The 11,962-nt window shown below is 31.0% G+C and carries 14 protein-coding genes; 7 read left to right on the top strand and 7 right to left on the bottom strand.

Going from position 1 to position 11,962, the window contains the following annotated elements; translation table 11 throughout:
• Positions 1-132: 132 nt before the first annotated feature.
• From Ctaglu_RS04815 to Ctaglu_RS04835, 5 genes are all read right to left on the bottom strand, one after another.
• Entirely contained in the window at positions 133-630 is a 498-nt protein-coding gene (locus Ctaglu_RS04815) for an SEC-C metal-binding domain-containing protein (protein ID WP_124998612.1), read from the bottom strand.
• 153 nt (positions 631-783) lie between these two features.
• Positions 784-1,347, bottom strand: a complete 564-nt coding sequence (locus Ctaglu_RS04820; RefSeq protein WP_124998614.1) for a GerMN domain-containing protein — start codon at positions 1,345-1,347, stop codon at positions 784-786.
• Between the two features lie 190 nt (positions 1,348-1,537).
• Positions 1,538-2,323, bottom strand: a complete 786-nt coding sequence (locus Ctaglu_RS04825) for an MBL fold metallo-hydrolase (RefSeq protein ID WP_124998616.1) — start codon at positions 2,321-2,323, stop codon at positions 1,538-1,540.
• Positions 2,324-2,340: 17 nt separating this feature from the next.
• A complete protein-coding gene (gene murA / locus Ctaglu_RS04830) occupies positions 2,341-3,597 on the bottom strand; it encodes a UDP-N-acetylglucosamine 1-carboxyvinyltransferase (RefSeq protein ID WP_124998618.1) in 1,257 nt (418 codons plus the stop codon).
• Between the two features lie 309 nt (positions 3,598-3,906).
• On the bottom strand, positions 3,907-4,065 hold the full coding sequence (locus tag Ctaglu_RS04835) for a DUF1540 domain-containing protein (RefSeq protein ID WP_124998620.1): 159 nt from the start codon (positions 4,063-4,065) through the stop codon (positions 3,907-3,909).
• 192 nt (positions 4,066-4,257) lie between these two features.
• On the opposite strand from Ctaglu_RS04835, the gene Ctaglu_RS04840 reads away from it, so the two are divergent.
• From Ctaglu_RS04840 to Ctaglu_RS04870, 7 genes are all read left to right on the top strand, one after another.
• Positions 4,258-4,806, top strand: a complete 549-nt coding sequence (locus Ctaglu_RS04840; RefSeq protein WP_124998622.1) for a hypothetical protein — start codon at positions 4,258-4,260, stop codon at positions 4,804-4,806.
• A gap of 37 nt (positions 4,807-4,843) precedes the next feature.
• Positions 4,844-5,392: a 2'-5' RNA ligase family protein gene (locus Ctaglu_RS04845; protein ID WP_124998624.1), complete on the top strand. Its 549-nt coding sequence runs from the start codon at positions 4,844-4,846 to the stop codon at positions 5,390-5,392.
• Positions 5,393-5,425: 33 nt separating this feature from the next.
• A complete protein-coding gene (locus tag Ctaglu_RS04850; protein WP_124998626.1) occupies positions 5,426-5,911 on the top strand; it encodes a dUTP diphosphatase in 486 nt (161 codons plus the stop codon).
• Positions 5,912-6,034: 123 nt separating this feature from the next.
• Positions 6,035-6,427, top strand: coding sequence for a DMT family transporter (locus tag Ctaglu_RS04855; protein WP_124998862.1), 393 nt, complete (start codon positions 6,035-6,037; stop codon positions 6,425-6,427).
• A 128-nt stretch (positions 6,428-6,555) separates the two neighbouring features.
• On the top strand, positions 6,556-7,461 hold the full coding sequence (locus Ctaglu_RS04860) for a selenium metabolism-associated LysR family transcriptional regulator (protein WP_124998628.1): 906 nt from the start codon (positions 6,556-6,558) through the stop codon (positions 7,459-7,461).
• A 107-nt stretch (positions 7,462-7,568) separates the two neighbouring features.
• A complete protein-coding gene (locus Ctaglu_RS04865; RefSeq protein WP_124998630.1) occupies positions 7,569-8,762 on the top strand; it encodes a S8 family serine peptidase in 1,194 nt (397 codons plus the stop codon).
• A gap of 204 nt (positions 8,763-8,966) precedes the next feature.
• Positions 8,967-9,479: a ferritin gene (locus Ctaglu_RS04870; RefSeq protein WP_124998632.1), complete on the top strand. Its 513-nt coding sequence runs from the start codon at positions 8,967-8,969 to the stop codon at positions 9,477-9,479.
• Positions 9,480-9,628: 149 nt separating this feature from the next.
• Here the strand turns inward: Ctaglu_RS04870 and Ctaglu_RS04875 are convergent, their stop codons facing one another.
• Both Ctaglu_RS04875 and Ctaglu_RS04880 read right to left on the bottom strand, forming a co-directional pair.
• Positions 9,629-10,666 (bottom strand): hypothetical protein, encoded by a 1,038-nt coding sequence (locus Ctaglu_RS04875; protein WP_124998634.1) that lies wholly within the window; start codon positions 10,664-10,666, stop codon positions 9,629-9,631.
• A 27-nt stretch (positions 10,667-10,693) separates the two neighbouring features.
• Positions 10,694-11,923 (bottom strand): competence/damage-inducible protein A, encoded by a 1,230-nt coding sequence (locus Ctaglu_RS04880; RefSeq protein ID WP_124998636.1) that lies wholly within the window; start codon positions 11,921-11,923, stop codon positions 10,694-10,696.
• Positions 11,924-11,962 lie beyond the last annotated feature (39 nt).

The raw sequence follows: 11,962 nt of genomic DNA on the forward strand, positions 1-11,962 counted from the left end.
ATCATAACCTTTGTTTTCGTATCAGTCACATATATTTATAAAAATTTTCAAAAAAAACAAATAAAACCTATACATATATGCAAGGTTTTATTTATCATAATTATTTATAATTTCACATAATTATTTGTAGAATTATTTTCCACAACATTTTTTGTATTTTTTTCCACTACCACAAGGGCATACATCATTTCTTCCAACTTTATCAGTATTAACTACCATTTTGGAATCTCTATAAGCTCTTTGAATTTCTTTTCTCTTTTCTTTGGAGAAAATCCCTTCCCATTGTGGAAGCTCATATAAATAATCTGCTTTTGCGTCTAGCATATTAAAATAAAGCTTTTCATAGTCTACTTTAAAATCTACTTCAGTGTCCGCTTCAGTTTCTTCTAATACTACTGTTTCTAAAAGACTATCGTTTATTCCATCAGTAAATCCCATAAAATAAATGTTAGATACATCAAAGTGTTTTGCAAGTTCTCCTAATGTACCTTTAACTTCATCTTTATGGTTTGATAATAATTTAGTATAAATACGTTTTTCTACTTCTCCGTATTCTTGCCAAAACGCAGGTTCTCCTCTACGTTTAACATAATCAACCACCATATCTGTCCACTCTTTATATAAACTCATGTTTCATTCTCCTTCAAATCATAATGTATTTTGTTATATTCCATTATTATAATAAAGATTTCACTAATTTTCAACGTTTATGTTTAAATCTCTTAAATTAAATCATCTAACCTGTGATTAAATCATTCTTTAGCATTTTCCACAGCTAGATTCCTATTTTTTTATTGGTACTATTTCTGCTTTACTAAAGGGCTTGGATATATCAAAGTTCCCACCTATGGTATCAATATCTTCATTTTCCATAGTTAGCTTTACTTCTTCTACAGAAGGTAATTGGGCTAATGACGCAGCTATGCTTTGTAGGCAACTTTTTTCTTTTGCAACTGACATCTTTATTTTAGCTTCTTTGCTCAAATTAACATAAGCAATACTATCTTTAATAGAAAAACTTAATAATCTAGTTTCTTTAGGAAGTATTGGTTTTAACTCACTTTTTCCAGTTGGTCCTTTTATAAGTTCTTGCATAATAGTTTCCCCAATAAGCTCTTCTTTATTAATAATTCTCTCATCCTTAACTACTTGTACATTAGAATCATCTTTAGTACCATCAAAATAAATACCAAATTGGATAGAAGCATCTTTTTCTAGAGGAAGTTTTAGATTTTCGATTTTTTCCTTATTTGTTACACTTTTTTTATCTTTTTTTTCACACCCAAAAAATGCCACTGTTGAAATAACAAGTAATGAACATAATACTATTTTTATCACCTTTTTCATACTAGATCTCTCCTTTAAATCATCATCTTCGCTACTGCAATATTAACGACTTCAGAAGGATATCTACCCCTTTGTAAATCTATGGAGTAGATAACAATTCTCAATTGTTACCCTCCCACTGAAGTTTTTTCTTTGTTATAGTATGGGAAACCAACTTATAGAAGCAAGCGAATTTCCTTCTGAAATGTCGTTAAAAATCAATTACATCACTTGGCATGTCCCTTCTAGCTAGATCTAAAAAAATGTCCTTCCCTATTTCAATACTATTATCTTTAAGTATATTAACCACTGTTTGGTATGCTAAATCAGGAAAATTATTTGTTTTACTCAAATGTCCTAGAATAATACGTTTTTGTTTATCATTCATTATTTCTACTATAGCATTTCCACATGCATCATTGGATAAATGACCTACATCACTTAATATCCTTCTTTTCAATGGGTATGGATAAGGTCCAAACTTTACCATTTCCACATCATGATTACTCTCCAGTAGAATTACATCTGCATCTTTTATTATATTCTTTACTACCTCAGAAAAGTAGCCTAAATCCGTAGCTATGCACGCTTTCTTTTTTCCAGTATAAAAAGCATACCCTATGGGATCTACAGCATCATGTGATATTTTATAATTTACTATATGCATATCCTTTATGTCCACAGAATTGTTATTAATAATTCTTATATTATGTTCTTTTACATTGCCTATTTTGCTTTCCATAGCTTTCCAGGTATTCTCATTGGCATATATTGGTGTATCATATCTTCTAGAAATAATTCCAGCACCTTTTATATGGTCAGAATGCTCATGAGTAATAAAAATACCATCAATCTCGCTAGGGTTTTGATTAATATGTTTAAGAGCACTTTCAATGCTTTTTCCAGGCATACCAACATCCACTAAAATCTTTGTATTTTCTGACGCTACAAATACGCTATTTCCACTGCTTCCACTATATAATGGACAAAATATCATAATTGTCTCCTTTAATTTTAAATTGTAACTCTAGTTATATCTGCCCCTATACTCCTGAATTTTTCTTCAATATTTGGATATCCTCTATCAATATGCTCTATTCCTAAAATTTCTGTAGTACCTTCTGCTATAAGGCCTGCTATAACTAGTGCTGCTCCAGCTCTTAAATCCGATGCTGTTACAACTGTTCCTATAAGTTTATCTACACCATCTACTGTAGCTACACTTCCTTCAACTTTTATGGAAGCCCCCATCTTTTTTAATTCGTCCACATGTTTAAATCTAGCTTCCCAGATACTTTCATTTATTATGCTTCTGCCCTCTGAAATGCATAATAATGTATTCATTGGTTGTTGCACATCCGTTGGAAATCCTGGATATGGAAGCGTCTTAATATTTACAGCCTTGAGCCTTCCTTTTGCTTTAACTGTAACACTGTCTCCACCTTCATGTACCTCTGCTCCCATTTCCATGAGCTTTGCAGAAATTGATTCAAGATGCTTTGGGATAACATTATTTATAGTTACTTCACCACCACAAGCAGCGGCTGCTATCATAAAGGTTCCCGCTTCAATCTGATCTGGAATTACACTATATGTACATCCTGTTAATTCTTTTACACCTATAATTCTTATAACATCTGTACCTGCACCTTTAATACTCGCTCCCATAGAATTTAAAAAGTTAGCTACGTCAACCACATGCGGTTCTTTTGCAGAATTTTCTAAAATAGTTGTACCTTCTGCAAGAGTTGCTGCAGTCATTACATTTATTGTTGCACCTACACTAACAACGTCAAAATAAATGCTAGTTCCAATTAGTCTATCAGCCTCAACCTTTACCGCACCACTCTCAATAGTTACAGTTGCTCCAAGTGCCTCAAACCCTTTTATATGTTGATCTATAGGTCTTACTCCTATAGGGCAACCCCCTGGAAGGTCTACTTTAGCCTTTTTAAACCTAGCTAAAAGTGCACCAATCAAATAATAGGATGCTCTCATTTTTCTTACATCTTCTGTATTCGCATCCATGCTAATTATATTTGTACTATCTATAGAAACTGAATTATTTTCTCTTTTAATTTCACAACCTAAATCCTCTAATATTCTTTCAATACAATTTACATCTTCTATATCAGGAATATTTTCAATTATACATTTACCCTTACTTGCGATTATAGCTACTGGTAGAATCGCTACCGCTGCATTTTTCGCACCGCTTATTTCTACTTGACCAAGGATAGGTCGACCACCTTTAATTACCAATTTTTCCATATTCGTATCATCCTCACTATACTTTATATATTAATTTACTTTTTAATTTACTTTTATTTTTATATATACACGCCATTATAGCATATCTAAATTATATTCTAACATTTATTTTGAAAATGTAAAATGGTATTCTTTCGTTTAATTACATTTTACAAGAAAAGTCTCCTTTTTAAGTGGTTAATATTACAGTTTCGAAGAAGCTGAACCGCTATGCAAGTGATGATTTAATGCGCAATCTATTAAAATAGATATAGTTTCTTCATAATAATATAAAAATCACCCGCTAAAATGCGGGTGATTTTTATATTATTATGATGTTTTAAAACTTCCGCAGTCTGTACATTCTTGTGTTTTAGCAACACTTTCATGTTTTATAACTTCGATTTTGTTTAAAGTACAATAATCATCATGTTTACAATGAAATTTACACTCATCTACTGTACATCCTATGCTATTATTATGCTCCATATTAAAAGCACCTCCTTATAATTAATTACAAAACTATTATTAGCATAATTAAAATTAATTATGCTAATAAAATGTGTATACATAAATTTACATATAAAATACAAAACTAAAAAAATATGTTATAATTAGTTTGTAATTTAATCAAAATAACCTTAACCAATCTTGGTTATTAATTTAATTCGGAGGAAAAATATGAGATACTTTTTAGTTGCTTTATTTGATGATGGATCTAATGCTACAATTCAAAATATCCAAAGAGATATTTGTAGAAAATATAAACTATATAAAAGTTCACCTAATCTTTATATATCAATATGTACTATAACGAATCCTGATTTAGAAAAATTAGATGTAGTCGTTTCTAAAATTATGGTTCCTTATAAAAAATTCAAAGTTAACATAAATAATAGTATTAGTTTAACTGAAAATCTTACCCAAGTTAATCTTAAAGTTGAAGATAAAGGATATATTTATCGTTTAGCTAGAAGTATTACAGATACTTTAGATTTACATGGTTTTAACGTTAAGAGTGAGAATGATAATATCGATTTACGCATTCCGCTAGCTAATGCCAATCATATAATTAAAAAATCAAATAGCACAGGAACAATTACTATTGATACTAATTTAGATCAAGATGCTTTTTTTAAATTTGCAAAGGTTTGTCGACTTGAATTATGGAAACAGGTTAGTAATAAAAAAGAAATAGTAGTTAAAACTTATGATTTAAGAGAGTACTAAAAACATAAGTTATGTTTTAATTTTGAGGGTGATAAAAATGATTTACTACTTGGTTGCTTTATTTGACAGCGTTTCTTATAAATATGTAGAATTACTGCAAAAGACACTTTGTGAGAAGTATAACCTGTATAGATCTGAAACAGACCTGCCCATGCTTCATATAACTCTAGAAGTAATCACAAATCCCAACCTTTGTGATTTGGATATTTCTTTGAAAAATATTCTTACAAATTATACTAAGTTCCAAGTTGAATTAAATGGTGTAATATGTTTTGACTCTCCATTTAAATCTGTAAACTTAAATATTAATAATAAAGGCACTATATATGAATTATCTAAACACGTGAATTCTGTTTTAAATTCACAGGGATTTAATGTTCGCGAACAAATTGAAAATTGGAATTTACATATTTCACTAGCTAACACAACCTTTGCTGATAGAGAGTGGTCCAATAGTGAATACTTATCTGCTTGTAAATTAGCTAAGGATGAAGAATTCTTAAAAACTATTACGATCCACTCTGTAGAGCTTTGGAAGCCTATAAATGATAATAAAGAGATGGTGGTTAAAAAATACACTCTATAACATATATAATTTAGAAAAAAGGCGGTTTAAAACATGAACTTACAGAGATTATTTCAAATGCAAGATACTTTAGATAAAAGAATTGAGTCAGAACATAACCTGTGTGGAATACCCTTGCTTAGAAAAAAAATACTATCCCTTCAAGTAGAACTAGGGGAACTAGCAAATGAAACACGTTGTTTTAAATTTTGGAGTACAAAAGCTCCTTCAAGTAATGATGTAATTCTTGAGGAGTATGTTGACTGCTTACATTTTATTTTAAGCATTGGACTAGAAAATAAATTTCAAGGTATTACTTTAAACACTAACCATATTACATGTGAATTATCTGAGCAGTTTTTAAGCTTATATATAAATATTTCAGATTTTATAACTTGTTCTTCATTGCATAACTATTTAAATATTTTTCAGGATTTTTTAAGTTTAGGTGAAAATTTAGGTTTTTCTAAGGAAGATATCGAAAATGCATATTTACATAAAAACAACATCAATCATGAAAGACAGGATAACGGATATTAAATCCTGTCTTTTTAAACTCCTATAATTATATTCTTTTAATATTACAATACATTCTGGGCAAACTAACCTAGAGGAGTGTGATTGTAATTGGGATTAATTTTTTCTGTCATTGCTGGTGTTTGTATGAGTCTTCAAGGTGTTTTTAATACAAGGTTAAGTGAAAAAATTGGACTTTGGGAAACTAATGTTTTCGTTCAAGGCACTGCTTTAATTGTCACCTTAATAATACTCCTTGTAGCTGGTAATGGTAATTTAAAAGCCATAAAAGATGTAAATAAATTATATTTACTAGGCGGACTGCTAGGTGCTATAATTATTTTTTCTGTTATGCAAGGTATAACAAAGCTTGGCCCCACCTATTCCATTGCAACTATATTAGTTGCTCAACTTCTTGCAGCTGGTATAATTGATAGCTTTGGAATGTTTGGCGCAGAGCAAATAAAATTCACTCTATCCAAGTTTATAGGAATTGGCATAATGATTGTAGGTATAACAATATTTAAATGGAAAGGGTAAAAGCTCTTTCTATTTTTTATCTTACCTATTGAAATTAACTATAAATACCCTCATAATTATAAATGAATTGCAATAATATTAATTTTTAAATATAACTACTACATATTCAATATACAAGGAGGATACTTATGGATTTCAAACAGATTGAAGCCTTCATTAATGTAGCAAAGTTTAAAAGTTTCTCTAAAGCGGCTAGTACAATTTTTTTATCTCAACCTACAATAAGTTCTCATATAGCTAGCTTAGAAAGAGAATTAAATGTCCAACTTTTTGACAGAACCTCTAAAGAAGTATATTTAACACCTGCGGGCCATTCTTTTTTAGAATATGCAATAAATATAATAAATATTCGAAATAATGCGGTTTCTAATCTTTCTAATTTTAATACCACAATATCCGGGAGATTAAATTTATATGCTAGTACCACGCCCTGTAACTCATTGGTGCCAGGACTTATAAAAAAATTTAGTAAGTCCTACCCTGATGTTCGTTTTAATATTACAGAAGAAAGCTCTGGAAATATAATTAAGGATATTTTAGATCTTCAATGTGAAATTGCTATAATTGGAACTGCAGTTAAAAATGAAAAAATAAAAAGTTACAAGCTCATGGAAGATGACCTTGTTCTAATATCTAGTACTGAACTTAATGTACCTGATGAAATAACTTTAAAGGACTTGCTTAAATATAAATTTATAATTAGAGAGAAAAATTCAGCAACTAGGACTACTCTTGATACAGCTCTTGAATCAAAAGGTCTTAATCCTAATTTATTAAATGTATTTTGTGAAGTGAATACTTTGGACAACCTTCTTCAATTTGTAAAACTAGGAACGGGTGTATCAATCATTTCAGAAAAAATTTCTTTTGATTATATTGATAAGAGCAATATAAAGATAAGTAAAATTAAAGATTTACTCCTAAAAAGAAATCTATATTTAATTGTTAATTCAAAACGAACCTTAACTCCTATTGCTAATGCTTTCTTTAACATGTGTAGTGAGATGTTTTCGCTGATAGAATATGAAGGTTAAAAAGTATATATTACTAATTTTATTTAGTAATATATACTTTTTTTTATTAACATATTTTCATAATTTACATATACTATTATAATGTAACAATATCTTAGGAGGCATACATGTTTTCCCTTAAACATAAATTAGACCCTACCTTAAATCATGCTTTGCTTAGTAACCTATATGAAAACTATAGGGTAATAATATACTGCAAGTCCCTTGAAATTAAAACCATGGATAAAATTAAATCATTAAAATGCGATATTCTACGTCATATTCCCAGTGTAAACTGCATTTGCGCTATATTAACCCCCAGTGCTATAGACAGATTATTAGAATATCCACAAATAGTATATATAACTTTAGATTCCTATGCACATTTGTGTGGCAATAGCATACTCTCATCTAATGGTGTATCCTTTCAATCAAACTATGACTTAACTGGCAAGGGTATTGGCGTTGGAATAATTGATAGTGGTGTCTATCCACATGGTGATTTATTAAATCCTAGCAATAGTATTAAAAAATTTGTGGATTTTGTTAATAATTTAAATTATCCTTATGATGACAATGGTCACGGCACCTTTATGAGTGGATTAATTTGTGGTAGTGGTTCTGGGTCAAAGGGTATGTACAAAGGTGTGGCAAAAAATAGCCACATATATATGATTAAGGCCTTTGATAAACTAGGAAAGGGATTTATATCTGATATTTTATTTTCATTAGAAGCTCTAATTAATGAGAGCTGTGACTTCAATATTAAAATTATTTGCCTCCCCTTTGAAACCCTTGAGACTGATGAATTTGTACTTTCACTGTTTTCAAAACTTTTTGACCTTGCAATATCAAAGGGCCTTGTCGTAATTGTTCCTAGTGGAAGTAATAAAAGTATTAAAAGTTCAATACGAGGTATAGCAACCCTTAGTAATTGTATAACTGTAGGCGGGTATGATAGCACTTTCAGTCCAAAAATATATGAATACTCTTCCTGTGGACCTTTTAAAAAACAAGATAAACCAAATTTGATTTCTGCCTGTGTTGATATTTGTTCCTTAATTTCAGACACAAAATTCATCTCTGAAAAGAATGGTGTGAAGCTCTATCCTCCTCATATTACTAATTTATATACAACCTATACAGGAACTTCCTGCGGAGCTGCTTTTATAAGTGGTATATGCGCTCTCCTCTATGAAAACAATAAAAATTTACGCTTTAAAGATATATTGGCATTACTAAAAGCATCTTCAAACTTATTAAATTTTCCGAAATATATGCAAGGGTCAGGAATTATAAATTTAGAGAAACTATTACCTTAAAAGTAATATATTAATATATTTTAAACATTAGCTAATAATATATACAGTCTAATTTATTAGGTGTATAATTAAGATATTCTTTAACATTGATAATTAATTAAAAATTATTATCAATACTCAGACAATATTATATACTATTATGAATTTACGTTTTCAAGGGCATAATTATTGTTTTGTGCCCAAAGGAGCACGAGGAGGATTATTATGATAAGCGAGAAATTATTAAGTGAACTAAACAAACAAATTAACTTTGAATTTTATTCTGCACACATTTATTTAGCTATGGCAGCTTATTGTGCATCAGAGGATTTTAATGGTTTTTCTAATTGGTTTAAAGTTCAAGCCGAAGAAGAAAAATTTCACGCTATGAAATTTTATAATTATGTAAATGATATGAATGGAAGAATAGTTTTAGAAGGGATGCCTAACCCTCAAAATGATTTTAAATCACTTCTTGAAGCTTTCCAAATATCATATAATCATGAAAAAATTGTAACCAGTAAAATTTACAATCTTACTGACATTGCTACAGAAGAAAGAGAACATGCTACTATAAGCTTACTTAAGTGGTTTATTGATGAGCAAGTTGAGGAAGAATCTAACTTTAGTGGCCTAATAAAGAGACTTGAAAGAATTAATGATGACCCTACAAGTCTTTATCTACTAGATACAGAACTTGCAGCAAGAGTTTTTGTTCCACCTGTTACTACTAGATAAAATTTATGAATCTATGAAAGTAACATATATATTTTTTAAGACACATACCAATATTGGTATGTGTCTTTATACTTATAAGCTTTTTTCCATCTTAAAACTATCTTAACTCATAACCTGTGGTGTTACAATATGTTTAAATACTTACATTATTATAATGTTTTTATAAGCGTAAGCAAATCACTATATATACCATAAGCCGTTTGCTGAATTTCAGGATTCTTTTCTATTATTTGCACTTCTCCCATTAAATCTGTTGTTATAGCTAATATAGAGGAGGTAGCATCTATATTGCTAAAGGTATCCTTATAGTTTATATAAACTGGATGTACCCTCCCTTTTACTTTATTGTCTTCAATATATCCTTCACATATAAGCTTAATTTTACAATTTTCTACCTTAGCTTTTTCTATATCTTCTAAAGTAATATGTGATATCCCTTTTCTATCTATTTCCGTAGGATTTATATTCGTGTCCATTAACACATTAAGTAGGGCTGCAGTTTTTGCTGCCGCATCCCATCCATCAATGTCTAAGGTTGGGTCAGCTTCTGCAAACCCTCTTCTTTTAGCTTCTTTAATAGCATCTTCATAACTATTTCCACTTTCCATTTGTTCTAACACAAAATTGGTTGTAGAATTTAATATTCCTTTAAAAGATAACACCTTGCATCCTGGCAGTGCGTATTTAACAAAATTAAAAATGGGAGTGCCATCCATTACAGTTGTTTCATATAAGAATTGTAGACCTTTTTCTTTTGAATTATCACGAAGTTTTTGATACTTAAAGGCTATAGGACCTTTATTTCCTGTTATAACATGCATACCTCCATCAAAAGCAGTCTCTATATGAGTTATTGCTGGCTCTCCATCGTGAATAGATAAAGAACTTAGTTCAATGAGCAAGTTAGCATTACAATTCCTTATAATCTGTAATGTTTCCATAGTCACAGTATCTTCTGCAGTAGAATCAAACCTCCCACTGTTTTCTACATCCCTTAGGACCTTTGTAAGGTCTATTCCCCTGGCATTAATAATTCCGCCCTTAGACCTGCCTGCAATAGCTGTGACCTTAATATCATATCCTCTGCTCTCTTTAACTTCTAGTCTTTTAGTTATTAACATTCTACAAAATTCCTGCGCTGCATTTCCAAATCCCACTAAACATATATTTATCTCTTTATTATGCATTTATACCCCACCTTTTTCAGTTGAGAATTATAGTAGTTCTCGTCTAAGCCAGTCCAAAAGTTGCATAGTTGCTCTTTCCCTTATCTTCTGCCTATCTCCTGATAATTTAAGCATCTTAGTCTTAACCTGGCCATTTATAGATAACCCTACATATACAAGCCCCACTGGTTTTTCAATACTTCCACCATCTGGGCCTGCAATTCCTGTTGTGGAAATCCCAATATTAGTGCCTGCAGTCCTTGCTATACCTTGTGCCATCTCAGCTGCTACTTCACTGCTTACTGCACCATGCTTATCCAATGTTTCTATTGAAACTCCCAATCTATTAATTTTAGCCTCATTGCTATAAGTCACTACGCCATCCATAAATACTGAAGATATGCCTGGGTAATTTATAAGCTTTGCAGCTACCATTCCTCCTGTGCAGGACTCAGCTGTAGCTATAGTTAACTTTTTATTTATAAGCATTTGGCCAAGTACATTCTCTAGGGTTATGTCCCCTTCCCCATAAATGTTATTGCCTAGTCTGCTACGTATTGCAGCTTCCATAGGCTCTATAAGTTTTATGCCCTGCTCTTTGGTATTTGCCTTTGCTGTAATTCTAAAAAGCATTTCTCCATCTTTAGCATAAGGTGCCACAGTCGGATTTGTTTGATTATCTAATATATCTTCTATCATTTCCTCAGCTGAACTCTCTCCCACACCTATAACACGAAGCACCTTTGAAACTAATACACCCTGCTGAAACTTTTCAAGATAAGGAACTACAGCCTCCTCAAACATAGGTTTCATTTCTCTAGGTGGTCCAGGTAAGAGTGCAACTATCTTCCCATTTTCCTCAATTATGCATCCTGGTGCTGTGCCATTATTATTGGGAAGTATAACTGCATCTACTGGGAAATATGCCTGTTTCACATTGCTTTTCGCCATTGGTTTATTCATTTCCTTAAAATATCCCTCAATAATTTTCATAGAAGCTTCATGAACTACACTCTTCTTCCCAAAATACTCAAAAGCTACTTCCTTAGTTAAATCATCCTTTGTAGGTCCAAGTCCCCCAGTAGTTATAACTAAGTCAGCTCTACTAAAAGCTAGTCTATATGCTTCTAGTAGCCTCTCTGGGTTGTCTCCAACTACTGACTGATGGTAAACTGCTATGCCTAAATCTGCAAGCCTCTTGGCTATATATTGCGCATTTGTATTGACTATATCCCCTAGCAATATTTCCGTTCCTACTGCTAATATTTCTGCTTTCATAATTTCCTCCTTGTGTCACCTATATATTTGCATTTATTG

Origin of the sequence: Clostridium tagluense (genome assembly GCF_003865095.1) — a bacterium.
Taxonomy (GTDB): domain Bacteria; phylum Bacillota; class Clostridia; order Clostridiales; family Clostridiaceae; genus Clostridium_AD; species Clostridium_AD tagluense.

Excerpts from the sequence above, each read along its gene's own strand:
- Ctaglu_RS04840 (WP_124998622.1), top strand. The coding sequence starts at position 4,258 with ATGAGATACTTTTTAGTTGCTTTATTTGATGATGGATCTAATGCTACA.
- Ctaglu_RS04845 (WP_124998624.1), top strand. The coding sequence starts at position 4,844 with ATGATTTACTACTTGGTTGCTTTATTTGACAGCGTTTCTTATAAATAT.
- Ctaglu_RS04835 (WP_124998620.1), bottom strand. The coding sequence starts at position 4,065 with ATGGAGCATAATAATAGCATAGGATGTACAGTAGATGAGTGTAAATTT.
- murA (WP_124998618.1), bottom strand. The coding sequence starts at position 3,597 with ATGGAAAAATTGGTAATTAAAGGTGGTCGACCTATCCTTGGTCAAGTA.
- Ctaglu_RS04860 (WP_124998628.1), top strand. The coding sequence starts at position 6,556 with ATGGATTTCAAACAGATTGAAGCCTTCATTAATGTAGCAAAGTTTAAA.
- Ctaglu_RS04880 (WP_124998636.1), bottom strand. The coding sequence starts at position 11,923 with ATGAAAGCAGAAATATTAGCAGTAGGAACGGAAATATTGCTAGGGGAT.
- Ctaglu_RS04865 (WP_124998630.1), top strand. The coding sequence starts at position 7,569 with ATGTTTTCCCTTAAACATAAATTAGACCCTACCTTAAATCATGCTTTG.
- Ctaglu_RS04850 (WP_124998626.1), top strand. The coding sequence starts at position 5,426 with ATGAACTTACAGAGATTATTTCAAATGCAAGATACTTTAGATAAAAGA.
- Ctaglu_RS04855 (WP_124998862.1), top strand. The coding sequence starts at position 6,035 with ATGAGTCTTCAAGGTGTTTTTAATACAAGGTTAAGTGAAAAAATTGGA.
- Ctaglu_RS04875 (WP_124998634.1), bottom strand. The coding sequence starts at position 10,666 with ATGCATAATAAAGAGATAAATATATGTTTAGTGGGATTTGGAAATGCA.
- Ctaglu_RS04825 (WP_124998616.1), bottom strand. The coding sequence starts at position 2,323 with ATGATATTTTGTCCATTATATAGTGGAAGCAGTGGAAATAGCGTATTT.
- Ctaglu_RS04815 (WP_124998612.1), bottom strand. The coding sequence starts at position 630 with ATGAGTTTATATAAAGAGTGGACAGATATGGTGGTTGATTATGTTAAA.
- Ctaglu_RS04820 (WP_124998614.1), bottom strand. The coding sequence starts at position 1,347 with ATGAAAAAGGTGATAAAAATAGTATTATGTTCATTACTTGTTATTTCA.
- Ctaglu_RS04870 (WP_124998632.1), top strand. The coding sequence starts at position 8,967 with ATGATAAGCGAGAAATTATTAAGTGAACTAAACAAACAAATTAACTTT.